The organism is Duganella sp. 3397, assembly GCF_031456625.1.
Taxonomy (GTDB): Bacteria; Pseudomonadota; Gammaproteobacteria; order Burkholderiales; family Burkholderiaceae_D; genus Rugamonas; species Rugamonas phyllosphaerae.
This window is the reverse complement of record NZ_JAVDVB010000001.1, coordinates 878,788-905,422: the sequence shown is the minus strand read 5'-3', so window position 1 is coordinate 905,422 and position 26,635 is coordinate 878,788. Positions and strand designations below refer to the sequence as shown.

Annotated in this window: 21 protein-coding genes; 4 read left to right on the top strand and 17 right to left on the bottom strand. The window is 66.1% G+C overall.

Annotated features, from left to right (window positions below):
* The 4 genes from J2X54_RS04005 to J2X54_RS03990 all read right to left on the bottom strand — a co-directional run bounded on the left by J2X54_RS04005 (position 1) and on the right by J2X54_RS03990 (position 4,236).
* Positions 1 to 813, bottom strand: coding sequence for a hypothetical protein (locus tag J2X54_RS04005; protein WP_310178112.1), 813 nt, complete (start codon positions 811 to 813; stop codon positions 1 to 3).
* Complete coding sequence (locus J2X54_RS04000; protein WP_404990879.1) at positions 806 to 2,161, bottom strand: hypothetical protein; 1,356 nt, start codon at positions 2,159 to 2,161, stop codon at positions 806 to 808. Before J2X54_RS04000 ends, J2X54_RS04005 begins: the two co-directional genes overlap by 8 nt.
* A gap of 94 nt (positions 2,162 to 2,255) precedes the next feature.
* Complete coding sequence (locus J2X54_RS03995) at positions 2,256 to 3,017, bottom strand: DUF3108 domain-containing protein (protein ID WP_070247328.1); 762 nt, start codon at positions 3,015 to 3,017, stop codon at positions 2,256 to 2,258.
* A gap of 1 nt (position 3,018) precedes the next feature.
* Positions 3,019 to 4,236, bottom strand: a complete 1,218-nt coding sequence (locus J2X54_RS03990; RefSeq protein WP_310178103.1) for a DUF3108 domain-containing protein — start codon at positions 4,234 to 4,236, stop codon at positions 3,019 to 3,021.
* A gap of 114 nt (positions 4,237 to 4,350) precedes the next feature.
* Here J2X54_RS03990 and J2X54_RS03985 point away from each other — a divergent pair, with 114 nt between their 5' ends.
* Positions 4,351 to 5,085: a PhaM family polyhydroxyalkanoate granule multifunctional regulatory protein gene (locus J2X54_RS03985; protein ID WP_310178100.1), complete on the top strand. Its 735-nt coding sequence runs from the start codon at positions 4,351 to 4,353 to the stop codon at positions 5,083 to 5,085.
* A 103-nt stretch (positions 5,086 to 5,188) separates the two neighbouring features.
* Here the strand turns inward: J2X54_RS03985 and J2X54_RS03980 are convergent, their stop codons facing one another.
* The 7 genes from J2X54_RS03980 to J2X54_RS03950 form a co-directional block, all read right to left on the bottom strand.
* A complete protein-coding gene (locus J2X54_RS03980) occupies positions 5,189 to 5,404 on the bottom strand; it encodes a hypothetical protein (RefSeq protein ID WP_070247325.1) in 216 nt (71 codons plus the stop codon).
* A 72-nt stretch (positions 5,405 to 5,476) separates the two neighbouring features.
* A complete protein-coding gene (locus J2X54_RS03975) occupies positions 5,477 to 7,177 on the bottom strand; it encodes a tetratricopeptide repeat protein (protein ID WP_310178096.1) in 1,701 nt (566 codons plus the stop codon).
* The gene (locus J2X54_RS03970) at positions 7,174 to 7,917 is read right to left on the bottom strand and encodes a HAMP domain-containing sensor histidine kinase (RefSeq protein ID WP_310178095.1); all 744 of its coding nucleotides are present in this window, start codon (positions 7,915 to 7,917) and stop codon (positions 7,174 to 7,176) included. The genes J2X54_RS03975 and J2X54_RS03970 overlap by 4 nt, the downstream gene beginning before the upstream one ends.
* Positions 7,918 to 7,979: 62 nt before the next feature.
* Positions 7,980 to 9,656 carry an FAD-dependent 5-carboxymethylaminomethyl-2-thiouridine(34) oxidoreductase MnmC gene (gene mnmC, locus J2X54_RS03965; RefSeq protein ID WP_310178093.1) on the bottom strand — a complete coding sequence of 559 codons (1,677 nt, stop codon included), beginning with the start codon at positions 9,654 to 9,656 and terminating at the stop codon, positions 7,980 to 7,982.
* Between the two features lie 20 nt (positions 9,657 to 9,676).
* Positions 9,677 to 10,231: a DNA-3-methyladenine glycosylase I gene (locus J2X54_RS03960; protein WP_310178090.1), complete on the bottom strand. Its 555-nt coding sequence runs from the start codon at positions 10,229 to 10,231 to the stop codon at positions 9,677 to 9,679.
* Between the two features lie 59 nt (positions 10,232 to 10,290).
* A complete protein-coding gene (locus tag J2X54_RS03955; protein WP_310178088.1) occupies positions 10,291 to 13,182 on the bottom strand; it encodes a sensor domain-containing diguanylate cyclase in 2,892 nt (963 codons plus the stop codon).
* Positions 13,183 to 13,377: 195 nt separating this feature from the next.
* Complete coding sequence (locus J2X54_RS03950) at positions 13,378 to 13,872, bottom strand: helix-turn-helix domain-containing protein (protein ID WP_019923340.1); 495 nt, start codon at positions 13,870 to 13,872, stop codon at positions 13,378 to 13,380.
* A gap of 416 nt (positions 13,873 to 14,288) precedes the next feature.
* On the opposite strand from J2X54_RS03950, the gene J2X54_RS03945 reads away from it, so the two are divergent.
* Positions 14,289 to 14,561: a hypothetical protein gene (locus J2X54_RS03945; RefSeq protein ID WP_070247319.1), complete on the top strand. Its 273-nt coding sequence runs from the start codon at positions 14,289 to 14,291 to the stop codon at positions 14,559 to 14,561.
* Between the two features lie 99 nt (positions 14,562 to 14,660).
* On the opposite strand, the gene J2X54_RS03940 is transcribed toward J2X54_RS03945, so the two are convergent.
* Genes J2X54_RS03940 through J2X54_RS03925 form a run of 4 tightly spaced genes read right to left on the bottom strand, consistent with a single transcriptional unit; the run spans position 14,661 to position 19,382 of the window.
* Complete coding sequence (locus J2X54_RS03940) at positions 14,661 to 15,695, bottom strand: spore coat U domain-containing protein (RefSeq protein WP_310178082.1); 1,035 nt, start codon at positions 15,693 to 15,695, stop codon at positions 14,661 to 14,663.
* Positions 15,692 to 18,100: a fimbria/pilus outer membrane usher protein gene (locus J2X54_RS03935; RefSeq protein ID WP_310178079.1), complete on the bottom strand. Its 2,409-nt coding sequence runs from the start codon at positions 18,098 to 18,100 to the stop codon at positions 15,692 to 15,694. The genes J2X54_RS03940 and J2X54_RS03935 overlap by 4 nt, the downstream gene beginning before the upstream one ends.
* 7 nt (positions 18,101 to 18,107) lie before the next feature.
* On the bottom strand, positions 18,108 to 18,809 hold the full coding sequence (locus tag J2X54_RS03930) for a molecular chaperone (RefSeq protein ID WP_310178077.1): 702 nt from the start codon (positions 18,807 to 18,809) through the stop codon (positions 18,108 to 18,110).
* 45 nt (positions 18,810 to 18,854) lie between these two features.
* Positions 18,855 to 19,382, bottom strand: coding sequence for a spore coat U domain-containing protein (locus tag J2X54_RS03925; RefSeq protein ID WP_310178076.1), 528 nt, complete (start codon positions 19,380 to 19,382; stop codon positions 18,855 to 18,857).
* Positions 19,383 to 19,614: 232 nt separating this feature from the next.
* Here J2X54_RS03925 and J2X54_RS03920 point away from each other — a divergent pair, with 232 nt between their 5' ends.
* Positions 19,615 to 20,463: a response regulator gene (locus tag J2X54_RS03920; protein ID WP_070247315.1), complete on the top strand. Its 849-nt coding sequence runs from the start codon at positions 19,615 to 19,617 to the stop codon at positions 20,461 to 20,463.
* Between the two features lie 18 nt (positions 20,464 to 20,481).
* On the opposite strand, the gene pnuC is transcribed toward J2X54_RS03920, so the two are convergent.
* On the bottom strand, positions 20,482 to 21,060 hold the full coding sequence (gene pnuC, locus J2X54_RS03915) for a nicotinamide riboside transporter PnuC (protein ID WP_310178071.1): 579 nt from the start codon (positions 21,058 to 21,060) through the stop codon (positions 20,482 to 20,484).
* 224 nt (positions 21,061 to 21,284) lie between these two features.
* Positions 21,285 to 23,297 (bottom strand): ATP-binding protein, encoded by a 2,013-nt coding sequence (locus J2X54_RS03910; RefSeq protein ID WP_310178069.1) that lies wholly within the window; start codon positions 23,295 to 23,297, stop codon positions 21,285 to 21,287.
* A gap of 332 nt (positions 23,298 to 23,629) precedes the next feature.
* Between J2X54_RS03910 and J2X54_RS03905 the strand changes: the two genes are divergently transcribed.
* Positions 23,630 to 26,620, top strand: a complete 2,991-nt coding sequence (locus tag J2X54_RS03905; protein WP_310178066.1) for a TonB-dependent receptor — start codon at positions 23,630 to 23,632, stop codon at positions 26,618 to 26,620.
* Positions 26,621 to 26,635 lie beyond the last annotated feature (15 nt).

Genomic DNA, 26,635 nt, shown 5'->3' with positions numbered 1-26,635 from the left:
TTAATCCTTGGGTGGTTCTTGGGCGTCTTGCTGTTCTTCGAACGGTACATCGAAGACCGGCACGGCATTGCCATCGGCGTCGTAGTCGGGGTTTTCCATTTCCGGCTCCACGGTTTCCACGGCGTTGGGGGCGTCGTCCTCGTACGCGCGCGGCTTCGGAATCCGGCGCGGCACGGCCATCTCCTGCGGCGGTGTGCGCTTGAAGACGTCGGCCAGCGCGCCGTTGATGATGCGTTCCTTGAGCAGGTCGGTATCCATCAGCAGGTCGAGCAGCGGGCCTTCGAGCACCACGTCGCCACGGCGCTCGATGAAGCCGAGCTTGGCGAGGATGGACAGGTTCATGTCCAGCCGCGTCTTTTTACCGAGCTTGTCGCCGAAGTCGGCCAGCAGCGCCTTGTAGGCGATGCCGATCGAGGTGTCTTCGGCGCGCGGCAGCGGGCGCTCGGTGCCGAACATGTCGTTCTGCTTGTCGTCCGCATGCTGGTGGTTTTCCTGGCGTTCGCGCTTGGGCAGAATGATCTGCGCCCACAGCACGACCAGCAGGGCCACGCCATCGCGCGACAGGCCGAAGTTATTGTTCTGCCACACGTCCTTGGCGCCGAAAATCTTCGGTTCGATATTGCGCGTGAGCGCCACCGTCACGTGGTCGGCATACACGTTGTCGAGCAATTTCAGGCCCACGGCCAGCAGGCGCGCGTCCACTTCGATGCGGAACTGTTCGTCCGCCAGTGCGCGCTTGACCAGGCGGTCGTCGCGGCGCAGGGTCTGATGCGCGAGCAGGCGCGCGATCAGGATTTGTGCATCATCATTCATCGGACTTGTCGCCTTCCGGGTTCAAAGACAGGGTAAGCGAAGCGAGAGACATTGCCGCCACGTGCAGATCGGGCAGTTGTACCATTTCGTCGCTCGGGGTAAAGGTGACGGGCAGGCGCGCCAGGTCGCCGGTGGCGCCTTGCAGGCGCGCTTCGTCGGCGTCGCCCAGGAGCGGCAGCATCGAGGCGCGGTACGAGGCCACGGCGAACGACGCCGGCAGCAGCGATTCGTGCACCTGGATCGAAGGCGCCGTACCGTCCACGCTGGCGGGGAATTTCCCGGGCGAGGTAAAGTCGGCCAGGCGCGCCAGCCATTCGTCGAGTTCTTTTTGCATCGGTGGTCCGTCGCTGATCGTGGTGGGCGCGTCTTCGCCGCTGGGCAGGCCGCCCTGCACCGCGCTGGCGGCGCGGTCGGACAGCAGTTCGGCTTCGGCCACGTCGATCATCTCGGCCGGGGTAATAAACTGCGGCACCACCGGCAGGTCGATGGCGCCCACGGCCAGCGAGGCCAGGTCGTCGTGCTGCAACAGCCAGCGCTTGATGTCGGTGGTGGAGAGACCAGACTGGCCCAGGTGCACGCGCTGGCGCTCGATCTGGTTCAGGGCGCGCGAGAACATGCCCTGCATATTCAGCAGCGACGACTGCGCGCGGCCGATCGCCTGCGCCGCCCGGTGGGTGGCGTGGTCGGCGTTTTCGTCGCTGGTGATGGCCCGCAGAATCTCGGAACCCCTCTCCACCCAGTCGCACGCCACGTGCCATTTTGCCTGCGACTCGCGCAGGCGGAACTCGGAGCCGGACGCAATCGCGTCGGCGAATTCCTCGGTCAGTTCCACCAGGCGGCCCAGCAGGTGGTGCAACTGCTCCACGGTGACGCCGCCCATCATCTGCGAACCGGCCACCTGCGACAGCAGGTAACCCATGTCGGCCGGATCTTCCTCTTTGCCCATGGCCAGCAGCGCGTCGATGGCGGACAGCACGTTGCGCGCCATCGGCGTGACACGATAGACGGCCTGCTGCGCATCCCACGCCAGCAACTGGTTGGTACGCAGGCGCATGAGCACCGTCTCCAGGCTTTCGGGCAGCAGGTAGGCCAGACGGGTATTGATGTCCGGGCGCGTAAAGCTGGCCGACGCGGTGTCGGACGCCAGTTCGCGCAGCACCAGGAGGCGCACCAGCACGCCGTCGAAACCGCCGTGGAACAATGCTGTAAACACTTGCAGCAGCGGCTGCGCGCGTTTCAGGTGGTAGACCTGCTCGATTTCATCGGCCGAGATATTGGGCTTGAAGTGGGCCTGCAGGCCATCCTGTTGCGAGTCCAGCGCCGGGTCGGGCGCGGACTCGGTTGTCATAGTGTCTATCATTCTTTGCCATGTTGGTCGCAACAATCACCGCGTCCTCGCGGGGGCGACAGTATAGCAGTTGCCATCACCGGTTAAGCCGTTCTCACTTTTTGGTGAATTTATCAAGTGTCTGGTCCACGTAGTCGCCATCGGCGTCCTTGAACACCACGCGCACCGGGTACCAGTCCATCGTTGGCGCCAGCCACAGGTCCACCTGCGAATCCTTGTCGTCGGCGGTCTGGCGTACCAGGTGCAGCGCGCTGATGTCGCTGCCGCCCACGCTGATGGTTTCGGTCTTGACCACCTTGAATACCCACTGCTCGGCGTTGCGGCGCGCGGCGACGAAATACGCCCACTCGCTGCCCGGCTTGAACTTCTCGGGCGTGGCGCGGGCGTTCGCCGCCAACTGCCACTGGATGCTCACCCGATCCTGCTCGCCGCCCTTGATCGGATAGGTCTCGTCGCCCACGCTGAAGCTGATGGTCCTGGTGTCGCGCTTGAAGGAGGCGGTGGTGGCCTCCTTGCGGAAGCGCTTTTCCATGAACGACACCGGCGCCAGGCCGTAGTCGTCGATGGCGCCTTCGCTGCGGGTTTCCAGGATCTTGCCGAAGATCGGCGCGCGGCTCTCGGCTGCGACCGAGTACTTGCCGTCGCCGGCGCGCCACTGCACGGTGGCGGTGCCGTTGATGGTGATGCCGTGCTGTTTGGCCTTGATGGCGTAAACAAGGTCTGCCGACGGCGGCGCGCTGAAGGCACGCTTGACGGCCGGGTGCTCGGCATCGGCAGCATGAGCCGCGAAGGTGGCGCCGCCCAGCGCCAGCATGGCGGCAAAGTTCAGCGCGCGAAAGGTAGGGTTGGTTTTCATGTCATTGTCCGGTGATTGTTATTTTGGAGACGGTCTGCGTGGTGAGCGCGCCGCTCGCTTCGGTATTGCGTATCTGGACCGGGTACCACTGCATGCCCGGCGCCAGCCAGATGTCGAGCCGCGACGAATACGTGCCCGGCTTCGGTGGCCGCGTCAGGTGCCAGGTGACCAGCTTGCCCATCCTGGTGTTCAGTTCATCTTCACCCACCAGCTGGAAGCGGAACAAGGTCGCTTCCTTGTCCTCGCCCACCTGGATGTCGATGTCGCCGCCCAGCTGGTTGACGTCGGCGCGGCCGATGCCGGCCAGCTGGAATGGCACCGTGGCCTTGTCCTGCGCGCCGGCCAGCAGCGGGTAGCTGCGGTCGGAGGCCGAGAACGAGATCGTGTTGGCGCCGGCGCCATTGCTACCGTTACGATTGAAATGGGTGGCGGTCTCGGACCGGCGCGCGCGTTTTTCGGTAGCCCGCTCGGGCGCGATGCCATAGTCGTCGATGGCGCCCTCGCTGCGCAGCACCAGCAGGTTCAGGCGGGTGACCAGCAGGCTCACGCCCGCTTCGACCGACGCCCGGTAACGGCTGCCGTCAGTATGCCATGTCATCACGGCAGACCCTGTCCATTTGGCGCCGTCGGCGTCCACCCGCGCCACGTCCATGTCGAACGTGGCCGATGGCGGCAGATTCACCTTGTAGCGGCGCCCACCCTGCGGGGCCGGTTCGACGACGGCGGGTGCGGGGTCGCCGGTGGCCTTGTCCGGCGCTGGCGCGGCTGCGGGCGGGACCGGGGCCGCAGCCCCAGCAGAGTTGGGCGCCACCGCCAGATCGAGGTCGGCGGCATCGAGGGCCGGCGCCGGCGCTGCGCTGTCCACCGCCGTGATGGCCGCTCCCGCCTGCGTCGGCGCCGGCAGCGCTGGGCGCGGGCGGGCGAAGACCGGCTTGGCTGGCGTATCGGCTTTCGGCTCGCCGTTCGGCTTGCCGTTCGGCTTGACCGCCGGCTTGGCGGCGGCATCGAGCGGTGCAATCTCCTGCAGCGGCGCACTGGCCAGGCGCGGCGGCAGCGTCAGGCGCACCTGGGCAGTGACCACCGCCGGCTTGGCGTTGACGGTGGCCGATGCCGCCAGGTGGCTGGCGGCCCAGTCGATCGCCAGTCCGTGCAGCACCACCGTGGCGGCGCAAAACAGCACCATGCGGCGGCGTTGGGAAAGGAAGGAGGCGATCGTCATGGCGCTAGTTTAACGTGTTCGGCCAAATGCTTCCGGCGGCAGCAACGTTGCCAGAAAACTTTGATCGGCCACGCGTTATCTGCTACGCTGAACCAACTACTACAGGAGACTTTCATGGCCCAACCACAGATGCCGCACATTCCCGGCGCAGCAGTGATGAACGACACACTGGACTTCGTTAAAAACCTGTGGGGCAGCATGGGCGTACCCGGCCTGACCACGCCCACCCTGTCGGTCGAAGAACTGGACAAGAAGATCAACGACCTGAAGGCGGTCGAGGCGTGGCTCAACCTGAACATGAGCATGCTGCGCGGTAGCATCCAGGCGCTGGAAGTGCAGCGCAACACCATCGCCACGCTCAAGTCGGTGGGCGCCAGCCTGGCTGCCGCCGTCAATCAGAATACTGCGCAGGCTCCGGCGCCAGGCGCCGATCACAAGTCGATCTTCGACGCCACCCCGTACACCTCGGCCTTCTTCCAGCATGCGCGCGAAGCCGACAAGCAAAAGCCGGCTGCGGCACAGCCAGCGCCACCACCGGCGCCGGACCCCAAGGCCGCCGCAGCGGCGCCGGCACCGGACCAGGCCAAGCCACAGACCGACCCCACCGCCGGCGCAGCCGCGCTGTGGTGGAATCTGTTGCAGGATCAGTTCAAGCAGGCGGTATCGACTGCCGCGGCGTCGGAGTCGATGATGGCCGAGACGGCAGCCAAGTTTGCCGCCGCAGCGACGGCCAAGCCGGCAGCCGATGCAGCGCAACCGGCGGCAGAAGCAGCGGCGCCAGCGGAGGACAAGAAACCCGCCGCCAAGCGCGCACCGCCGAAACCAGCCAAGCCAGCCGCCGGGAAGTAAACGTTACAAGCGCCTGAGAAACCTGCAGAGCGAGACGCAGCGACGAAGACAGTACGAATGTACGGCGAGGAGCTGCAACGAAGCTATGGAGGCTTTATCAGCGCTATGCCAGGCGCAGAATGCGGATGGCATCGACCAGCCCGTCAGCTTGTTTTTGGACTTTCTGGACGTCGATCAAACCTTCTTCTTCAAGCAGCTTGGCGCTGTCGAGGGCGCCCTGGAAGCTCTCGATGGTGTCACCCTTGGCGGCGACCGGTTTTACCCAGGCTACGCTGCCGACCTTCATTTTCGTATAGACTTCTTTTGCGATATCGCGCATAAATTTACATCCTCTCTCTGGTGGCACGGTCTTGATGGCCGCACCTGTTTTAATATTATTAATATAAATGGTTTAACGATCCGGGACCGCGCCGTTGGCGGCCTCGTACTCGCTGGCCGCAACTGCCGCCACCACGCCGGATACCGGCGCCAGCATCGCCAGTTGCTCCATCAACTGGGCAAAGCGCGGCTGGCCGGGGGCGATGGCGTCGACATGCATGAGCACCTCGATCGCCTCGTCGGCCAGTTCGCGCACGTAGCCGGTTTGCTGCAGGCGCGAGATCAGGATCTGCGCCGAATTGAACAGGATGCGCATATTGTGCGGCAACGCGTTGCGCGCCACGCGCATCCAGTCGATGGCTTCGCCCAGCCGGTCGGACTTCCACAGCAGCACGCCCTTGTTCATCATGTCGGCCGCTTCCTTGCGCGCAGAGCGTATCAGTTCGATGCCCTCGTCGCCCATGCGCGCCTTGTCGAAGATCTTCTGCACTTCGTCCATCAGCGGCACGTTATCATGGTTGTTGCGCGCAATGTAGCACAGCAGTCCCACCGGCGCCTCTTTCACGCCCACCGCGAACAGCAGGGTCGCCATGTCGAGGCAGGTGGCGGTGTCGGGCCGGTGGCGGCTTTCGTCGGCCAGCATCGCTTCGAGTTCGTCGCCCGATTTGCGCGCGCGGCGAAAGTCGCCGGTCTCGTGGTGTACCAGGCCCTCGGTGATCTTGGCGCGCAAGGTGACCTGGTCGCCGCCGAACTGGTGGACCGCCGCGTTGAGCAGGCGGATCGCTTCCTTGGTGTCGTTCTTCTTGCCGCACACGCGCGCCATGCCGAAGTAGGCGTCAACTGTCTTGGCCACCGAGTATTCGCCGATGTCGATACACTTGCGGAACGCTTTTTCCGCCACCGGGATGTTCTCGAGCCGGAGCGCAGTCTGGCCCAGGGTGCGCTGGCGCGGCACCGAATTGGGCGACAGCTTGGCCGCCTTTTGCAGCACGTCGAACGCTTCCTCGTGCTTTCCCTGCAACTGAAACGCCCGCGCCAGCTGGTCGAAGGCGTCGATATAGAAGCGGTTGTCGGCGATCACCGCCTGGAACATCTTCTGCGCTTCTTCCACCTCGCCGTCGTGCATCATGATCCTGGCCAGGCCGCAGCGCGCCCAGTTGTAGTCGCGCTCCTGCAGCACATGCTCGTACACCTTGCGCGCGCCGATCGGGTCGCCGGCCTTGAGCTGCAAGGTGGCCTTCATGCGCAGCAGGTCGATTTCGTGCAGCGGGTTGACGGGAATCTGCTGCTCGCACAGGCGCGCCGCGCGCAGGTAGTCCTTGTCGGCATAGGCCTGGTCGATCTCGCGGAAAATCTGCTTTTTCAGCCACACGCGGTTCAGGCGCGTGAGCAGCACGCCCTCGGTGATCGGCTTGATGATGTAGGCATCGGGCTGGTGCTCGGCCGCGCCCATCACCGACTCCACGCTTTTTTCGGCGGAGACCATCAGCCACACGCTGCTGGGCAGGATCAGGTTGCGGATGCGCGCTTCTTCCAGCACCTGCTGGCCGTTCTTGCCGTCGCCCAGGTTGTAATCGCACAGCACCACGTCGTAGCGGGTTTTGGCCAGCAACATCATGCCCTCGCCGCCGCTGGCCGCCTGGTCGATATGCTTGGCGCCCAGGTTGCGCAGCGATTCGCGCAGCAACTGGCGGATGCCCACGAAATCGTCGACGATCAGGTAGCGCTTCTCGCCCCAATCGATCTCGCCGTCGCTCTGCACCATGGCCGTCATGGCAGGCGCAGTACGAAACAGCCACCGCCCAGGCTACCGCCATTTTCCAGGGCGATGGCGCCGGTGCGCTGGCGGTGGCGGTGCATGCGCGCCACCTCGCTGGAAAAATACAGCCCCAGGCCGCTGCTGTTGCTGGAGAAGCGCACGCGCACTTCGCGGGTATCCATGGCGTTGGCGCCGGCGTCCAGCATGGCCTGCGGGAAGCCGCTGCCATTGTCTTCCACCCGCAGTTCCAGGAAGTCGCCGTCCTTCCGCACCGACAGGCGGATGCGGTCGCGCGTGTAGCGGATGGCGTTGTTGATCGCGTGGACCAGCACCCCGATCACCAGTTCTTCGTCGAAGGTCCAGATGGCGTCGGGTGCGAAGTCGGTCTCGAAGGCGATGCCGCGCGAGTGCAGCAGGATGCGCGCCTGCCCTTCCACCTGCTCGACCAGTTCGCGCACGCTGCGCGGAGCGGGATCGAACGGGTAGCCTGGTTTGCCCACTTCCTTGTACAAGGCAAGCAACTGGATCAGGCTGTCGTTCAGGCGGCGCGTCTGGTACAGCATCTGGCCCAGTTCCTGGTACTGCGCCGGCTCGGCGGCGGCGGCAGCGGCTTGCGCCGCAGGGGGCGTGGCCAGCAAGTGTTCGAGCGTGCCACTCAAGACGCTGATCGAATTTTTCATGTCGTGCACGGTCGATGCCAGGAACATCAGCAGTTCGGGCGAGCCTTGGTAGTGCTGGGACAAGTCGTCATCCATCGCGTCGCGCTCCGTGGATTCAAACCGGGATTATAGCGCACGGCAGCAACCGTAAAGCGCGGCTACTGGCTGCGGCGCCGCTGCTTGAGCAGGAAGCGGCCCGGGTCGAGCGCATCGACCAGCGCAGCCTCGAGCGGCGCCGGCGCGCCTTCCAGCTGCGACACCAGCAGCTCGGCCATCAGCGGCGCCCAGATCAGGCCGCGCGACGCATAACCGAGCAGTCCATACAGGCCCGCATGGCGCGGCACATCGCGCAAGTGTTCCAGCCGGCCGGCCGACTCGACATCGGGCAGCGCGCCGGCCAGCGGCAGGCGGTCCGGCGCGGCGCTGCGAAAGCCCACCCGGCCGGCCAGCGGCGCGGTGTCGATCAGCGCCGCCACATGGGCGCCCGGCACAATCTCGGCCAGCCGCGCCAGGTTTTCCTGCTGGCTGCCGGCCCGCAGGTCACGGCCGTCGTCATTGTCGTAGGTGGCGCCGGCGGAGACGATGCCGTCGGCGACCGGCGTAACGTACGCTTCGCGGCACACCACCAGCGGCAACTGCGGAGGGCTGGTCGCCACCGCCAGGTGCGTCACCTGGCCGCGCAGCGACTGCAACGGCAGTTGCGCAGCTTGCGCGATGTGGACCGCGCCGGCGCCGTTGGCCAGGATCACCGTGGGCGCTTGCGCCAGCACCGCGCCACCCTCGCCTTGCACCAGCCATTCACCGGCATCGGTGCGGCGCAAGGTGATCGCCGCGCTGCAAAATGCGCGCTGCAGGCGCTCACCGCACGCGTCCAGCATGGCCGCGCACAACGACGACGGCCGCGCCCAGCCGCCCTGCTCGAACACCCAGCCGCCGTGCGGCGTGAGGCCGCCCAGCAGCGCCCCCGCCTCGGCCGCGTCGGCCCAGCGCGCGTACGCCGGCGGGTAGTGCCAGTGCTCGAGCACCGCGCGCTGGACCTCGGCGTGGCCGGCGTCGCGCGCCAGTTGCAGCACACCGCAAGCGGCGCCGGTGAAAGCCTGGCCCACGCCACCGAGCCGGCGCCACTCGCGCAGCGCGAACAGGTAGGCGGCACGCGACAGGCGCGTGGGAATATTGTCGTCTTTTGACAGCAGCGGCATGAAGATGCCGGCCAGGTTGCCAGACGCTTCCTGCGCCGGTTGCGCGTGGCGCTCGACCAGGGTCACGTCCCAGCCACCCGCGCACAGGCGGCGGCAGGCGCTGGCCCCGGCCAGGCCGGCGCCGATGACCACCGCACGGCGCTCGCGCAGCGGTGGGGCGGCAAGGCCGACGAATGGCGAGCGAAGGCCCCGGTACTCGGCAGCGATATCGTCACCGCCATCCACCCGGCGGCAGGCGAAACCGGCGGCGGCCAGCGCCCACACCAGCAGCTCATCGGGCGCACGCGCATGCAGCGTGGCGCCGGGTGCAGCCAGCCGCGCCAAGGTACGCGCGTGGCCCGGCGCCAGCACGCCGACGTGAAACGCATCGACACGGGCCGCCACCTGAGGCAGCACCGCGTCCAGCGCGCCGGCCAGCAGGTCGAGCGTGACGCGGCCGTCGTCGAGGATGATGCGGTGAACACCCGGCACGTCGAGCGGCCAGAGCGCGCGCAGTTGCGGGTCGGCGCTGACCGCAACATCGGCCACGCGCGGCGTCAGCGCCAGGTAGTGCAGCCTGGGATGCTGCGCGCGCGCCTGCGCAAAGCGCGCGCCATCGCCGAAGTCGGTATCGAGTACCACATGTGGTTGCGTCATCAGTGCTGTCATCGGCGCCGTCATCGGTGCCGGCAGAAGCAGTCGGCATCGTGGTCGTCCACCATGCCGATGCCCTGCATGTACGCATAGACGATGGTCGAACCGACAAACTTGAAGCCCAGTTTGGCCAGGTCCTTTGACAGCCGGTCCGACAGCGCGGTCTTGATGATGCGTTCACCGGTATTGTTGACGATGGGCTGGCCATCGACGTAAGACCACAGCAGCCGATCGAGGCTGTCGCCGCCGGCGCGCAGGCGCAGGTAAGCTTGGGCGTTGGTGATGGCTGCCGCCACTTTCAGGCGGTTGCGTACGATGCCGGGGTTGGCCAGCAGTTCGGCCACCTGGTCCGGGCCGTAGGCGGCGATTTTTTCGGCGTCCCAGCCGTCAAAAGCGGCGCGGTAGCTGGCGCGCTTGTTCAACACGGTCTCCCACGACAGGCCGGCCTGCGCGCCCTCGAGGTTGAGCATCTCGAACAGGCGCAGTTCGTCGTGGCACGGCACGCCCCACTCGGTGTCGTGGTAGTCGAGATAGAGCGGGTTGGCGGGTTTGGCCCAGCTGCAGCGAATAATGGTCATGGTGGTACCGGTTGCAAAGCGATCCCGCAGTATACAACCACGCAACTGCAGCAACTGTGCTACAGCTCCAGGTCGATCGACAGGCCGGTGCGGCGCCGTTCGCCGTCCAGATCCAGCGGGCCGGCCAGGTTGCTCACCACGCGCACGACACCGTCGGCCAGCGCTTGCGGCAGCGCATGCATCAGGCGCGGGAACAGGTCCACCGCGTTGCCCGCGCCGGTGGCGTGCAGCGCGGCCCAGGCGTCGCGGCCCGAACGTTTGGCGATGTACAGCCCCTGGTCGGCCAGTTCCACCACCTGCGGCCAGGACAGCAGGCGCGGTTGCGTGGGCAGGAACGGAAAACAGGCGAAGCCGATCGAGCAGGTCTTGCGCAGCAGTTCGCCGTCGGGCAGCACGAAGTCGCGTTCGCCCACGGCGCGGCGCATGCGTTCGGCCAGCACGCTGGCGTCGTCGCGGTGAGTGGCGCGCGCCAGCACCAGGAATTCCTCGCCGCCCCAGCGGATCACGTAGTCCGATTCGCGGAATACTTCGCGCAGGCGCGCCTGCATCTGCACCAGGATCGAGTCGCCGGCGGCGTGGCCGTAACGGTCGTTGACGTGCTTGAAGTGGTCGAGATCGACCATGTAGAACACCAGGTCGTTGGGCGCCTGGCGGTCGCCATCGCCAGTCGGCCGGGGGCGGTGCTGCAGGTCGTCGTAGCCGCGCAAGCTCATGGCAACGTCGGCATCGACGTGGCGCAGGAAGAAACGGCGGTTGCGCAGACCGGTCAGCTGGTCGGTCAGGCTCACTTCTTCGAGCGCCTGGTAGGCGCGTTCGAGTTCCAGGTTCTGGTCCAGCAGTTGCTGCTGGGTGGCGGCCACCTGGCGGTAGGCGTTGGCGTTGTCGAGGGCGATGGCGCCGTAAGCGCACAGGGTGCGGAAGATCAGCCGTTCGCGTTCGCCGTAGGCGTTGGCGCGCATCGACTGCACCGTCATCACGCCCAGCACCCGGTCGCCCACGGCCAGCGGCGCAAACAGCATGCTCAGCGTGGGCAAGGTACCCGGAATCAGGTTGACGTTGACTTCGCCCTCTTGCAGCGCGACCTGCAGTTCGCGCCGCTCGCGCACGCAGCGCGCGGAATCGGCATGGGGGTCGTTCAGCGCCACCCGCAGCGGCGCCAGCGGGCGGCCCGCTTCCACGCTGAACGCGCTGGCCAGCCATTCGCCGTCGGGTTCGATCAGGAACACGGAGAACAGGGTGGCGTCGAGCAGGCCGTGGACGTGGCGGTCCAGCGCGCGGAACACGGCCGCCGATTCCAGCTGGGCGGTGATCTCCTGACCCACCGCGCCCAGGTGCGCCAGGGTGGCGCTGGTGCGTTGCAGGACTTCGGCGCGGCGCGCCTCGGCGGCCGCCAGCTGGCGATGGTGCTCGGCCTCGGTCTGGGCGCGCTCGGTCTGGTATTGCACCTGCATGGCGATGGCGCGGTTGGTGGCGTCGCGGCTCTGGGTGAGGTCGCGCGCGGCGCCGGCCCGCAGCGCGATCGCGTAGGCGCGCTCGAAATCGCCCACGGCCGCGTATTCGCGCGCGGTGGCGTCGAGCAGCGCGCCCGGTACGGTATAGCCGTCGATGGTGACGGCGATGTCCAGCGCCAGCAACAGGTAGTGCAGCGGCACGCTGGGCGCTGTCCCGCAGGATGCTTCCATTTCGGGGGGCGGTGCCAGCGCGGGGGCCCCTGCGCGAGCCGGCAGGGCGTGGATGTCGGCCAGCACCTGGAGCGCGGCAATCTGCGCCAGCGTGTCGCCCTTGGCGCGCGCCAGCACCAGCGCGCCCTGCGCCACGAACAGCGCCTCGCCGGGCCGGCCCAGGTGTGCCAGCGCGTGCGCCTGGCCGCGCCGCGCGCTGCTCTGGAAGTCGCCCTGGCCCAGCGCGTCGCCGCGCGCAGCCAGCCGGGTGAAGCTGTCGAGCGCCGCCGCGTGGTTGCCCAGGTCAAGCGCCAGGTCGCCCTCGTATTCGAGCGCCACCGCGTAGGCGCGCGACCCGGCCAGTGGCGCCAGCACTGCCAGCGCCTCGCGCAGCAGGGTTTGCGCGGCCTCGCGCTGGCCCAGCTGGCGCAAGGTTTCGGCGGTCTGCATCAGGCACATGCCGACCGACAGCGGCCAGCCGGTGGGGCGCGCCAGGTCCTGGCCACGCTGCATCCAGTCCAGCGCCGCCTCGTGGGCGTTCAGGCAGGTGAAGGCATTGCCGATATTGGTGGCGATGATGATGGCGCGGCGCACCTGGCCACTCGAGCGCGCCGTGTCGAAGCTGCGCATCAGGTGGCCGATGGCGCGGCCGTATTCGCTGCGCTGGAAGGCGCGGGCACCGAAGAAATCGCTGATCCAGCCGGCGGCGATGGCGGGCATGGCGTCGAGCTCGGCGTTTGCGGCCGGGCGCCACGGCGGCTGCAAGCCGGCGCTGTCGGTGAAGGCGGCGCAAATGCCGGCGGCGGCACCGATGATGTCGATGCGCACCGGATCGGGTGCAGCGTGCGCCGCTGCGGCGGCCTGGGACAACCAGCCGCTGGCAGCCATGCTGTTGCCGCGGTCGTTGGCCACCCAGGCCTGCACCCAGCAGGCGTCGGCGCGGGCCTGCAGCGATGCAGGTTCAGGGGCGGGCGCACCGGCAGGCGCACCGGCGCCGTGGGCCAGCAGTTGCAGCGCCTGGTCGGCCTGGTACTGGGCGGTATCGAGCTCGCCGCCGACCCAGGCGCCTTCGGCCGCCACCAGCAGCAGCCGCGCGCGCAGGACCGGCACATCCTGCGGCGCCACCGCCGGCAGCAGGGCCAGGACCTCGCTGCCGAGCTGGCGGGCGCGCACGGGATCGCGCTGGCGCAGGTGCCAGGCCAGCGCCGTCAACGCCGGCAGGCGCGCCTTGCCGGTCAATTCCGGCAAGGTGTTTTCCCATTGCGCCAGGTCTGCGTCGCACACGAACATGTCCACTCGGTGATTCCTCCTGCTGTGGGGGCGTTGGATGCCTGCCCGTCGCTGCATTATTCCACAGTTTCCAGACAACACAGTTTCCAATTTGCAATTATTGTTCTTTTCTTGGGTCAACCCCGGTACAAGCTTGGGGCGAAAAAAAACGCCGGGCGTTGCCGGCCGGCGTTTTAGCGCTGCTGCGAACGACAATCAGGAGGCGTGCTTGCTGATCTCGTTGAGGCGGATGCGCATGCTGTCGGTGGCTGCCGGGCCGGGCGCGAACATATAGTCTTCGTCGTTGATGGCCAGGCCGCTATTGGCGTCCACCAGCACCTGGTCGGCCGGCTTGCCGGTTTCGCGGCTCACCACCAGCAGGCTGGCGCCTTCCGGGGCCAGGTGGTCATTGCCCCAGGCGATGAAGGCCAGCAGCACCGGCTTGAAATCGCGTCCGGACTTGGTCAGCACGTACTCGTAGCGCGGCGGCCGGGCGCTGTACTGGCGCCGTTCCATCAGGCCGCCCTCGACCAGGCCGTTCAGGCGCCGGGTGAGCATATTGGGAGCGATCTTGAGGCTTTTTTCGAACTCGTCGAAGCGGCTCAGGCCATAGAAGGCGTCGCGCAGGATCAGGATGCTCCACCACTCGCCTACTTTGCCAAGGCTGCGGGCGATCGGGCAAGGCATGCGTCCAAAGTCGGTATGTTTCATTGTTTACTCCTCGGTTCCAGGTTTTACATCGGAAAATACTGCCAGATAGTTACTAAGTCGAGTTCGGTGAGAATTAGTGACTAGCATGTTTGAGGTGAAAATGTGTGAACTTTGCCGGCGGTGGATGATGCGTGACATTGTGCGTATTTTGTTGTCTCAATTCTCTTCTCCTGTTGTGATACATGACCCGGATGTTTCTCTATGAAAACTCCATTTTTTATACTCGCGTGACACCCCTCAAAAATAGGCTAAAAACAGGGCTTACAAACTATCCAAATTCCACTATTTGAAGAGAAGTTGATCGTGGCTGAATTGTGTATATTGGATAGAATGTTGATCTAGGTTAAAATTAGTTTCATGGTTGCACCGAAAAACAGGCACTTCCGATTGATGCTGATTCCACAAATCTGACGAAAATGAAACTTCTTGTTAAAGCACTTGGCCTGGCCCTGATCACGTTGCCGCTGCTGGCCACCGCCGGCACCAAGTCCGCCTCCATGCAAGTGAGCTTCACCGTCACCGACGCCTGCACCGTGCAAGCCGGCGCTACCGCCGCCACGGCGCCCACCGTGGCCTGCCAGCTCAACGCCCCGCACCTGACCACCCCGACCCAGCCAGCCGCCGCCACCGCGATCTCCGCTGCCGCCCCAGGCACCGCAACCAGGCAAGACTGGACCATCTACTTCTGAGCGCTTGAGAAAGCCGCCAGGGCAAGGCGCGGCGCCGAAGACAGTACGAACGCAGGGCGGGACGCTGCAACGCCGCCATGGTGGCTTTCTCGGGTGCAATCAGAAAGACACGGTGGCTGTCACGGTATCCTTGTAGTCGCCCGGCGACGGCGTGGTCTGCGCCGGCACCATCCCGTACACCGTCAACGCCTGCGCCACCCCGGTGCCGGTGCCCGTCACTGCCACCGTGCCACCGCTGCCATCGCCCCAACTGGCGCCGTCGAGCCCACTGGACACCACGTAGTCGACCGTCTCCGCCGTCCCGGTATTGCGCATGCGCCGCGCGCTGGTGCTGGCGCCATAGGTGCCGGCGCCGAGCGTGATGCGGTAGGCGGTGTTCTTGCTGCACGTGACCGACAGGCTGGATGTGGTGCGCACCGCGCTGGTAAGCAGCCGCGACTGTGGAAACGCCAGGTTGCCGATATTGATGTTGCAGTCGTTGATCACCGGGGCGCTGACCGTGAACGGAATGGCGACCGTTTGCGGGGCCAGGCAGCCGAGCAATCCCAGCAGCGAGAACTGGTAATTCATCACCGCGCTGCCGGCGCCGAAACTGGAAGCGAAGTTAAGGTTGTCCGGCCCCACCGACAGGCCGGACAAGGCGGTATCGGCCTCGAGCTTGCCGTAGATATCGACGATCCGGTCAAGACTGCCCAATCCGCCGCTCTTGTTCATGGTCAGCACGATGCCATTGCCCGATGTAGTGGTGCCTCCCACCCCGCCCCAGATCTTGGCTGCCGTGTAGGTGGCGTCCGTGTACAAGTTGTAGTTGACGCGCAGTGCACCGCTCGACAACTGGCGCATGGTGGTGTTGGTGGTCGTGGCGTTGCCGCTGCCGGCGCCCAGGTTCAGGCAGATGGTCACGTTGGGCGTGAGCAGGGTACCGAGGATATCGGTCCAGGTGCAGGTGATCTTGAAGGACGACGACGCATACACGGGCCCGGGGCTGATCGAGCTCACGCTGGGGAACGTCACATTGGCCGGCGTGATGGCGCAACTGTCGGCGCGCGCCTGACCGCAACACAGCAGCAACAGCAGCAGCAACAGCGGCGCCACCAGCCCTGCGGCGCAGCGGCGCCATGGCGCGGCCATCATTGCACGCTCCGGCACACGACCGGTCCGATGGTGGGCATGGCGTTGCCCGGCTCCTTGACGTAGGCGAATTCGGCGATGCAGCGCCGCCCTTCCAGCACGGCCTGCAGATGGTTGAGCGGGGCCAGGTTGTCGATGAAGGCCAGGCCGTCGAAGCCGGTGACGGTGGTCGTGCCGCTTTCGACGTGCAGCACTTCCAGCCCGGCCGCCAGCGGCAGACCGGCGGCGTCGTGCAGGATCACGCTGGCGGCGGCATAGGTCTCGACCGGGAAATCGGCCACCACGCCCGAGCGCCCCGCCGGGATCACGGTGAGCGTGGTGCGGGCGATGCGCGCGTCCAGCGGCAGGCTGCTGGTGTCGATCGAGATCTGGTTCGACAGGTACGGCGTCAGGTTGGGCACCAGCAAATAGCCGCTGCTGCTGGTGGTGCCGATCGGCCGGTTTTCCTGCAGCACCGGCAAGCCACCGACGCCGGCCGACACCAGCGCAAAGCCGGCACCCACCTGGCGCGCCGCGTGCACGCTGCCCTCCATGACCACCACCGAGCCGGACGCGCTGAACGCGGTTTCGCGCTTGCCGCCGCTTTCCTGCAGGAAGGCGCCCACCTGGCCGTAATTGCCCAGGTAGGTGCCCTGGGCCTGGCGCAAGGTGGCGCCGTTGTTTTCCAGCGACTGCAAGCCCCAGCCGAAGCCGCCCGCGTAGTCGACCGCGCGGCCCAGGGTGAGGTTTTTCGATTGCACGCCGTTCTGGCGGCTGCTGCTGGCATTGGCCGACAGGCGCTCGCCGAACGTGCCGCTCAAGCTGAAGTACACGCCGCGCGTGTTGGCATCGCGAAAATCGCGGTAGGCGCTCACGCTCAGGTACAGGCCGGCGCCCAGCGTGGCCGCGTACGACAGCGCCGCCACCCGCGCTGGCGGCGTGATCGCTACGCGCTGGCTGATGAACGACAGGCCCAGGGTCTGGCCGCCGAACAACCCCAGGTTGACATTGACGCGGTTGCTGGCGCGGATGCCGGGCCCGCCGTCGGCCGTGCCCAGGTCGCTGTAATGGCGGCTGGCGCGCAGCGATTCCATGTCGATGCTGAAGCCAGGGCTCAGGTACTGGTAGCCGATGCTGGCCTGGGCGCCCTTGCCGGTGCCGCCCGAAGCGCCGGCAACTGAGCCGGCAACTGAGCCGGTCAGTACGCCGATCTGCCCCATGCGCCACATGCCGCCCACGCCGCCGTTGACCACGCCGTTGCCGGCCTCGCCGTGCGCTTCCACGGTCAGGCGGTCGGTTACGCCGCGCCGCATCGAGCCGCTCAGCGCCGGCGAATTGTCGTAGCTGAACGATTTGCTGGTGTAGTCGCGCCGCAGCACGCCCAGCTCCACCGAGTAATCGGTGAGCCCCTCGGCCAGCAGGCGGGTATCGACATACAGCGGCACCACCGTGGTGACGGCGCGCCCGGCCGTGTCGCGCGTGACCAGGGTGGCCTGGCCAGCGCCGGTCAGGCCCGACACCTGGTTGATGACGAACGGGCCGGACGGCACCGCCGTCTCCATCTGGCGCACGCCGTTGACATACAGGCTGACCGCGCTCGGCACCACCGACGAGCCCGCCAGCGAGGCCACCGGGAAGGTCAGCAAGTCGGGCCGCAAATCGAAACTCTTGCGCCACTGCACGCCGCCCATGCGCAGCGACCGGCTCCAGGTCAGCGACGAGGAAATCAGGTCGCCCACCTGCCAGGTTTCCAGCGTGTGCGGATCGGAGCGCACCCACGATGAGTCGAGCCGCACGTATTGCGTGAGCAGGTTGCTGCTATTGAACACGCCGGTTGTGCTGAACACGCCGCTGGCGTTGAAATAGCGCAGCTCGTTGGCCACCGACAGGTAGCGCTCGTCGCCGCGACGGGCAAAGGCGTCGTAGCTGAACACGGCGCCAGGCGTGACGCTGGCCTCGCCCGGCTGGCGCAGGCTGCGCGCGTTCAGCGCCACCGGCGTGCGCAGCGCGTCGTCAAGGCGCAGCGCAATGCGCTGGGTGGCAGGGTCGTAGGTATAGCGCAGTCCGCGCACGTCGTCGAGGTTGACGGACTCGCGGTCGGCGACACCCAGCCGCTGCGGGTCGAGCTCGAGGTCGCGCAGGTTTTGCACGGTGCTGTTCAGTCCTGTACTGCCCAGCACCGTGCCGGGCTGGTGCGTAAAGCGCAAGATCAAACCGGTCTCCTGGCCGTTCAAGGTCACCTCCAAAAATAATTCTTCCTCTGCTGTTGCCAAGGTTGCCGGGGTTGCCGCTGCTGGCGCTGCTGCGGGCGCCAGCGCCGGCAGCGGCGGCGCCACCGGAATTTGCGCGCGCGCGCCGGCCATGGCGCCGCCAGCGAGGACTGCCAGCACCGTCATCGTCACCTTCAGGCAAGGCAGCCGCCGCCACATGGCGCGGCTACTCCAGTACCGCCACGGTGCTGGCAGTCGCAGGCTTGGCATTGATATTGGCTTTGACCGCCAGCGTGCCGCGCAGGTCGGCGTCGCCCGGCACGGGCAGGCGCCACTCGCGCTCGCGGCCGGCCAGCACGTAGCCGAACAGGCCCTCGGCGATCGTGAAATTTTTTCCGGCGGCGTTGCGCAGTTCGAACGAACCGATCTGCGCACGCAAGGCGCCGCTGTTGCGCACCTTGAGCCGCCAGTGGTCATCCTGGCGGTAAACCGCCCAGGCCAACGCCGGCGCCATGCGCTCATCGGCAGGCTGGACAAACATGGGAACGGAATAGCGCAGGCGGATATCGACGCCACTGGCGGGGCCTTCGCCCTCGCGGGGAATTTCGTCGATGAGGATCCGGTAGCTCAACTCGCGGCTGGGGAGTTGACTGCTGCGTCGCACGAGGCGAATGATCTGGCTGCTTTTAGGCCCGATCTGCAATATGGGGGGACTCGCTACTACTTCTTGGGTCGGGGTCAACACATCTTCCATGTTGTTCTGATCCCACAAAAACACCCTGACCTGGCCGTACACGGGAGTGTCTCCCATGTTTTGCATGGTGATGCCGGTGGCACCCTGGCCTGCACGCAAAATAATCATCACTGGCGAAATCTGCAAATTAGCAGCGCTCGCTTCAAGCCCCAGCATCCCGATCAACACGAGCATACCGAGTTTCATCCAGCACCCAAGGCGCGCGGACAAGGTCATCGTTTAGAAATACACCGTGGCCGTGATGGTCGACTTGTAGGTGTCCGGCTGCGGCGTGGCCTGGGCCGGGATGGCGCCATACACGGTCAGCGCTTGCGAACTGCCCGAACCGGTACGGGAAAGGGTATCGGTACCCTGGGTATTGCCCCAGTTGGTGGCGCCGGAAGCCTGGAACAGGTTGTAGGAGACGGTGCTGGTGTTGGCGCCGGTACCGCTCATCACTCTGGCAGCGATGGTGGAGCCGGTGCCGGTGCCCGCGCTCAGGCCCACGTTGTACGGCGTGGTGTTGGTGCAGGTAACGTTGAGCGTGGTATTGACGCTGACCGTGGTCGCCAGCACGCCCTGGCTCTGGCCGAAGTCCAGCGGCTGGGTGGCGATGGTGCAGTCGGCGATGATCTTGAGCGTGACATCGAAGTTCGAGGTCTTGCTGCCGTTGGAATACACGGCTGCATCGGCCAGCGGCGCCGCGACAGTCAGGGTGGTAGCGACGACCGTGGCAAGCGCGGCAAGGCCATTTTTACGGGTGCGCATATAACCTCCTTCAGGGATAAGTGAACGAAAAGTTGAGGTCGGGGGCCTTAAAACTTGCCCATTCCCAATACTTGATTCAATTATTGTTGATCTAAAAAAACCCTGCTTTTGCTGGAGGAGAGGAAGGTTTTGTGCGCGTAGAAATCTGCCAAAAAAAATCCCAAACATGGGCATAATGACGACAGACGCGCAACACTCCATATCAAAAGATTACCAACACTCAAGGTGATTCATGCAGATGGCCGACAGCACCATGAGCAAGATCCTCATCGTCGACGACTCGGCATTCGAGCAGCGCCTGCTGGTCGACCTGCTGAGCGAGATGCCGTACAAGGTCTCGGTGGCGTTCAACGGCCTGCAGGGTTATCACCTGGCGCTGGCCAACCATCCCGACCTGATCCTGCTCGACGTGCGCATGCCCGACATGGACGGCTACGCCGCCTGCCGGCTGCTCAAGGCCAACCCGGCCACCCAGGACATCCCGGTGATTTTCCTCAGCGGCGCCGACGCCGACGAGGAACGCATCATGGGCTTGTCGATCGGCGGCGTCGATTACGTGTCCAAACCGTTTTCGCCGGGCGAACTGGCCGCGCGCATCCAGGTCCACCTGGCGCTGGCCCAGCGCGCCCAGGGCGCTTCGGGGTCGGCCACTGCCGGCGCTGCGGCAGCGCCGTCGCTGGCGAGCGCCAACGATCCGGCCGACCACCACGCATCGGCCTCGCCCTACGGCGTCGATCCCGATGCCGTGACCGTGGCGGCCGTCAAGCGCCTGATCGCCGACAACCTGGCCTCGCTGCCGGGCCTGGCCGAAATCGCCCGCAGCGTGGGCACCTACCGCGAAAAACTGTCGCAGGTCTTCCGCGAACAGACCGGCATGACGGTGTTTTCATTTATCCGCGAGGCGCGCATCCGGCGCGGCGAGGAGCTGCTCAGGGACACCGATATCGACGTGCAGGACATTGCCCTGCTGATCGGCTTCAACAACGCCGGCAACTTCGCCACCGCCTTCCGCGAACGGCTGGGCGTGACGCCAACGGCGTTCCGGCAGGCGATCCAGCAGCGGCGCTCGCCGTTGAATTGAGGACGTGAGGACGGAAACTCAGGCGGGCTGCTGCGGCCCGGTCTCCTGCATCTTGCGCCGCCAGAAGAACCACGATGCCAGCGCATTGAACCAGTACACGCCATAGAGCACCGACGTCAGGTACAGCTCGCGGCTGGCGTACAGCGGCACCGCGATGGTGTTGACGAGCAGCCAGAATTGCCAGGTTTGCAGGCGGCGGCCCATCAGCAGCAACTGGGCGATCACGCTGAACATCAGCACGCCCGAGTCGATGAACGGCGCGTAGGCGTTGGTGTAGGCTTGCAGCAGCAGGCCGTAGATGACGGTGGCGGCCAGGCCGAGCGAACCCATCCAGATCAGGGCCTGCGGCCGGGCGCGCGTGATCGGCAGCGGCGCGCCGGTACCGCCGCGCAGCCAGCGCCACCAGCCGATCACGCAGGTGACGATGAAGAACAGTTGCAGGGTGACGTCGGCGTACAGGCGCGATTCGTAGAACAGCACGGCAAACAGGACGCAGCCGATGATGCCCAGCCACCACGAATGCACATTGTTGCGCCCGGCAAGAAAGATAGAAACCGTCATGACGGCATTGGCGGCGATTTCCAGCGGAGAGGTCAAAGGGTTCCTTCGGGCGGCAGGCAGGCGGCTGAGGTCAGTCGCGGCAATAGGCTGGCAGCACGGCGGCTGGAAGGTCTTCGCCGCTGCAACGCCAGAGCACGCGCTTATTCTCGTCCAGGCGGGGCGTGAACGCAATAGCGCGGCCCCGATACCGGGTATCCCTCGGACACCGTGTCGCTGGAAGCCGCTGGCAGAAGTTAACGCTTTATGGCAACAATACCATCTCAGGGCAACGCGGTTTGCAGGTCGCCGAGATTGACCGGCTTGACCAGGTGGGCGTTGAAACCGGCCGCACTGCTGCGCGCCTTGTCGTCCGCCCTGCCGTAGCCGGACAGCGCGATCAGGGTGACCGCCGCGCCGTGCGGCAAGGCGCGCAGGCGGCCGGCCAGCTCGAAGCCGTCCATGCCGGGCAGGCCGATGTCGAGGATGGCCACTTGCGGCATCGCGACGCTGGCGGCGGCAATCGCCTGGGCCGGATCGTAGGCCACGCTGGCCTCGTAGCCGAGTGCGCCAAGCAGCTCGGCCAGGGAATCGGCGGCGTCCTGGTTGTCGTCCACCACCAGCACGCGCACGCTGGCGCCCGGTTGCGATGCGGACGCTGCCTGCGCGGCCGGCGCTGCGGGTGCCGCCACCGCTACCGGTTCGGCCTCCACCACCACCGAATCGGGCAGATGGATGGTAAAGGTGCTGCCGCGCCCTTCGCCGCCGCTGTAGGCCTGGATGGCGCCGCCGTGCATGCGCACCAGGTTGTGCGCCAGCGCCAGCCCGATGCCGAGGCCGCCCTTGGCGCGGTCGAGTTTGCGGCTGCCCTGGACGAACAGGTCAAAAATATGCGGCATCAGGCTGGCCGGGATGCCGTTGCCGTCGTCGGTCACCTGGATGTGCAGGTCGGCCCCGCGCACCCGCGTGGAGACGGTGATGTGGCCGCCGTGCGGCGTGTAGCGCGCGGCGTTGTTGAGCAAGTTGGCGACCACCTGCGCCAGCCGCGCCGGATCGCCATGCCAGCCCACGGTGGGCACGTCCACCAGCAGGCGGTGCTGCTTTTGCTCGATCAGCGGTGCGGTCAGTTCGATCGCGCGGTTGAGGATGTCGGCCAGCGGCGTGGTTTGCTTGCGCAGCTCGACCTTGCCGCGCGCCAGGCGCGAGACGTCGAGCAAGTCGTCCACCAGCCGCACCAGGTGATCGACCTGGCGCTCGATCACGTCCTGCTGGTGGCCGGTATCGGCGGCATGGGCGGCACCGAGCTTCATCAGCTTGAGCGCGGTGACGATGGGCGCCAGCGGGTTGCGCAGCTCGTGGCCCAGCACGGCCAAAAATTCATCCTTGATGCGCGCCGTGGCATCGAGGTCGCCGTGCAGGCGGTCGCTTTCGGCCATGGCCAGCGCCAGCGCGCGGTCGGCCTCCAGCCGGCTGAGCGTGGCGCACACGCTGGCGGTGAACTGCGCCAGGAACTGGCGGCAGGCGCCATCCACCGGCACCTGCGGCGCGACGTCGAACACCAGCGCCAGCTCGGCGCACGGTTGCAGCTCGGCGCCCTGCACCACGACCAGGCCGGCATCGAGGTCGGAAACGACCGTGGCGGATGACTCCCCGCGCAGCATCTCCACGCCGCGCAGATCGCGCGGATGGTCGGCCGCACAGCGTGCAATGGCGGCAGCCACGTCGGCATCGGTGCGGCAGGCCAGCAAGGCCCGGCCCAGCAGGTCGAGCGCATGGCGGCGGCGTTCAGCCAGCACCTGGGTAGTGGTTTCGGTGCACACCACCAGCACGCCGCCCACGCGGTCGCGGTCGTCGAACACCGGGGTGTAGCTGTAATTCCAGTACACGTCTTCCAGGCGGCCGTTGCGCACGATGGGCACCAGCTGGTTGGCATAGAGCTGCGGCTCGCCGCCGCGCCGCACGTGCTCGATTTGCGGGCCGACCGTGGGCCAAGCTTCGGCCCAGCACGCGGGACCGCTCTGGCCCAGCGCGGCCGGATGCTTGTCGGCGCCAAAGCACGGCACGAAGGCGTCGTTATACACCTGCACCAGTTCCTCGCCCCAGTACAAAAACATCGGCTGCGCCGCGTGCAGCACCACGCCCACGCAGGTGCGCAGCGACGCCGGCCAGCTGTCGATGGCGCCGAGCGCCGTGGTGTGCCACGGGTAGGCGCGCACCAGGTCGCGCATCGGCGTACCGGCGCCGATGAAGCGGTGCGAAGGTACTGCCGGCAGGGAGGAAACGGGTAGGGCCGTCATGATCTATTTATCTGAGGAAAGCAGAAGTGTAGCAATTGGGTACTGGCGCGGCGCACGATAGGCGGGTCGTTATCCGTGGAGAATCAGCTGTTCGGCTGCATGATTTTTCATTGCTTTTATGGCATGTTAGCTGGCGTCCTAACCGGCCCGGCTGCGCAACTGTCGTGAGCGCGCAACGACCGGGCTCATCCATGGAGGAGCTCATGCCAAAAGCAGTATCAATAAAATCAACTGCGTGACTGTTTCCCGCAGCTGCGGTTGCGGGTCCGGATGCCTCGATATGATCGGTTCACCCGCAAGGGGGAGACGAAACATACTATAAGAGGATAAGCATGCAGAACCGCAACCATCGCAGTCCGCTCAAGCCGTCCGTGCTGGCCGTCATCGGCGTGCTGGCCGCCATCGGCGCCCAGGCACAGGAAACCACCGCGCCCGCCACCACCACCGACGGCAAGAGCGCCGAAGAACAGGTCGTGGTCGTGAGCGGCTTTCGCGCCAGCCTGAACAGCGCCCTCAACACCAAGCGCGCCAGCGACGGCATCGTCGACGTGATCAAGGCCGAAGACATCGCCAAGTTCCCCGACGCCAACCTGGCCGAATCGCTGCAACGGGTGCCCGGCGTCTCGCTCACGCGCGGCGACGGCGGCGAAGGCAAGCAGATCACCGTGCGCGGCCTGAACGCCGGTTTTACCCGGGTGCGCATCAACGGCATCGAGGGCGTAACCGCCACCGGCGCGTCCGACATCAACGGCAGCACCAATCGCGGCCGCGGCTTCGACTTCTCGGTGTTCGCCTCGGAACTGTTCAATAGCCTGGAAGTGCGCAAGACGTCGGAAGCGGCCGTGGAGGAAGGCTCACTCGGCGCCACCGTCGACCTGCGCACCGGCCGGCCGTTCGACTTCAAGGGCCGCACCTTCAGCATCGGCGCCCAGGGCATGCACAACTCGGTCTCCAAGACCCGCGACCCGCGCGTCACTGCCTTGTACTCGGACCGCTGGAAGACATCGTACGGCCAGTTCGGCGCGCTGATCTCGGGTGCCTACTCCAAGCGCACCGCGCAGGAAGAAGGCTACGAAGCAGTGGAGCTGCTCAGCGCCAGCAACGACGGCGGTTTCTGCTCGCCGCTGGGTGCGTCCGTGCAGAATCCGGCCAACAATGCAGTCAAGGGCGTGACCGCCGCCAGCTGCGGCTTCGGCGTGCCGCGCACGTCGAACCCCACCGCCTACAACGACGTCATGGGCCGCACCGATAACTATGGCGGCACGGTGGCCAATCCGCTGCCCGGCTCGGGCGCGTTCGCACCGCGCATTCCGCGCTTTCGCCGCTCGCTCACCGAGTACGAGCGCACCGGCCTGACCGGCGCGCTGCAATGGCGCCCGAGCAGCGCCACCGAGTTGAACCTCGACCTCATGGGCGGAAAGTTCAACAACAAGCGCTACGACAACTACATCTCGGCGATCTCGTTCGGGCGCAGCATGGGCCAGTCCAACGGCAAGCCGCAGACCTCGATCGTCGATGCCCACTTCAACGACAACGGCAGCTGGGACTACGGCCGCTTCAACGCGGTCGACATCCGCACCGAGGGCCTGCTCGACGTGTACTCGACCACGTTCAAGCAATACGTGCTGTCGGGCCGCCACGACGTGACCGACCGCCTCAAACTCGATTTTTTGAGCGGCCGGTCGCGCTCGGACCTGGACGAGCCGCAACGCACCACGGTGCAGTTCGACGCGCCCAACGCCAACGGCTACTCTTTCGACTTCCGCAACAACCGCAACGTGCCGACGATTAACTTCGGCATCGACGTGACCAACCCGAACAACTTCTCGTTCGCGCCGCAGGAAGCGGACGGCACCTTCCACGGCCAGTTCGTGGGCCGCTACCTGCACACCCGCAATACGCTGAAAACCAACCAGGTCACCGCTGCGTACGAAGCCAGCGACAACCTCACCCTGCGCACCGGCCTCTCGCGCCGCAACAACAGCTGGACCAACGTGGAAATCGGCTCCGGCGGCAACGGCCTCACCTTGCCGGCCGGCGTGACCATGGATGCCATCTCGCGCCAGATCAGCGGCTTCGGCAAAGGCCTCGGCGGTTCCGGGGTGCCGGGCTCGTGGGCGGCGGTGGACCTGGACAAGTTTCTGTCCGTGTACAACATCGAGTGCCATTGCGCTGCCGTTCCCGGTTCCGAGTACAACTACCTGAACCAGGCCAACCGCGGTGTCGAGGAAAAGATCGATGCCGCCTTCCTGATGGCCGATTTTAATTACGACCTGTTCAACATCCCGCTGCGCGGCAACGTCGGTGTGCGCCACGCGCGCACCGAGATGAACTCGTTCGCGCTGGTCAACGCCAATGGCGCGCTGGAACGGGTGCGCGGGCGCAACCGCTACAACGACTACCTGCCGGCGCTGAACGTCTCGGCCACCCTGCACAAGGACGTGATGCTGCGCTTCTCGGCCGGCAAAACCCTGGCGCGGCCCGAGTACACCGACCTGGCGCCGTCGAGCACGCTCAACACGCAGGTGCAGACCGTCACCATCGGCAACCCCAACCTGTCGCCGATCCGCGCCAAGACCTTCGACCTGCAGGCCGAGTGGTACTACGACAAGAACGCCATGGTCTCGGTGGGCGCTTTCCACAAGAAGATCGGCACCTTCATCCAGGGCGTGTCGGACCGCGCCGTGTTCTCGAGCCTGGGCCTGCCGGAATCGGTCCTGCTCGGCGGCGGCTGCAGCATCACCGGCGGCACGCCGGCCTGCGCCACCTTGCCCAACACCACGGTGGTGGTGAACCGGCAAGTGAACACCCCGGGCGGTCCGCTGACCGGCTACGAGTTCAACCTGCAGGCGCCGTTCAGCTTCCTGCCCGGCATCTGGAGCAACTTCGGCCTGCTGGCGAACTACACCTACGTCGATTCGAAGATCACCTACATCACGCGGGTGGACAATCCGAACACGCCAGCCAACGAGCAGCTGACCAAGCGCGCCAACTTCACCGGGCTGTCGCCAAAAGCGCACAACCTGACCTTGTTCTACGAGGACAAGAAGTTCAGCGCCAGGGTGTCCGCTGCGCACCGTTCGGCCTACCTGCTCAACGTGCTCGGCGACGTGCAGGGCCACGATTTCACCACCGTCGATGGTTCGACCAACGTGGACTTCAGCATGTCGTACAACCTCACGCCGCAACTGCGCCTGAGCTTCGAGGGCCAGAACCTCAACGACACGCCGCTGCGCTACGGCCGCGACAGCCAGCGCAACGACACGCTGCTGTATGTGCATTCGGGCCGGACTTTCGTAGTGGGGATGAACTACAAGTACTAAGCAGAAGGGCGGAAT

Excerpts from the sequence above, each read along its gene's own strand:
- J2X54_RS03970 (WP_310178095.1), bottom strand. The coding sequence starts at position 7,917 with ATGGATGACGACTTGTCCCAGCACTACCAAGGCTCGCCCGAACTGCTG.
- J2X54_RS04000 (WP_404990879.1), bottom strand. The coding sequence starts at position 2,161 with ATGACAACCGAGTCCGCGCCCGACCCGGCGCTGGACTCGCAACAGGAT.
- J2X54_RS03985 (WP_310178100.1), top strand. The coding sequence starts at position 4,351 with ATGGCCCAACCACAGATGCCGCACATTCCCGGCGCAGCAGTGATGAAC.
- J2X54_RS03925 (WP_310178076.1), bottom strand. The coding sequence starts at position 19,382 with ATGCGCACCCGTAAAAATGGCCTTGCCGCGCTTGCCACGGTCGTCGCT.
- J2X54_RS03990 (WP_310178103.1), bottom strand. The coding sequence starts at position 4,236 with ATGACGATCGCCTCCTTCCTTTCCCAACGCCGCCGCATGGTGCTGTTT.
- J2X54_RS03920 (WP_070247315.1), top strand. The coding sequence starts at position 19,615 with ATGCAGATGGCCGACAGCACCATGAGCAAGATCCTCATCGTCGACGAC.
- J2X54_RS03930 (WP_310178077.1), bottom strand. The coding sequence starts at position 18,809 with ATGCTCGTGTTGATCGGGATGCTGGGGCTTGAAGCGAGCGCTGCTAAT.
- J2X54_RS03950 (WP_019923340.1), bottom strand. The coding sequence starts at position 13,872 with ATGAAACATACCGACTTTGGACGCATGCCTTGCCCGATCGCCCGCAGC.
- J2X54_RS03945 (WP_070247319.1), top strand. The coding sequence starts at position 14,289 with ATGAAACTTCTTGTTAAAGCACTTGGCCTGGCCCTGATCACGTTGCCG.
- J2X54_RS04005 (WP_310178112.1), bottom strand. The coding sequence starts at position 813 with ATGAATGATGATGCACAAATCCTGATCGCGCGCCTGCTCGCGCATCAG.
- J2X54_RS03975 (WP_310178096.1), bottom strand. The coding sequence starts at position 7,177 with ATGACGGCCATGGTGCAGAGCGACGGCGAGATCGATTGGGGCGAGAAG.
- J2X54_RS03905 (WP_310178066.1), top strand. The coding sequence starts at position 23,630 with ATGCAGAACCGCAACCATCGCAGTCCGCTCAAGCCGTCCGTGCTGGCC.
- J2X54_RS03960 (WP_310178090.1), bottom strand. The coding sequence starts at position 10,231 with ATGACCATTATTCGCTGCAGCTGGGCCAAACCCGCCAACCCGCTCTAT.
- J2X54_RS03980 (WP_070247325.1), bottom strand. The coding sequence starts at position 5,404 with ATGCGCGATATCGCAAAAGAAGTCTATACGAAAATGAAGGTCGGCAGC.
- mnmC (WP_310178093.1), bottom strand. The coding sequence starts at position 9,656 with ATGACGCAACCACATGTGGTACTCGATACCGACTTCGGCGATGGCGCG.
- J2X54_RS03935 (WP_310178079.1), bottom strand. The coding sequence starts at position 18,100 with ATGTGGCGGCGGCTGCCTTGCCTGAAGGTGACGATGACGGTGCTGGCA.
- J2X54_RS03940 (WP_310178082.1), bottom strand. The coding sequence starts at position 15,695 with ATGATGGCCGCGCCATGGCGCCGCTGCGCCGCAGGGCTGGTGGCGCCG.
- J2X54_RS03955 (WP_310178088.1), bottom strand. The coding sequence starts at position 13,182 with ATGTTCGTGTGCGACGCAGACCTGGCGCAATGGGAAAACACCTTGCCG.
- J2X54_RS03995 (WP_070247328.1), bottom strand. The coding sequence starts at position 3,017 with ATGAAAACCAACCCTACCTTTCGCGCGCTGAACTTTGCCGCCATGCTG.
- J2X54_RS03910 (WP_310178069.1), bottom strand. The coding sequence starts at position 23,297 with ATGACGGCCCTACCCGTTTCCTCCCTGCCGGCAGTACCTTCGCACCGC.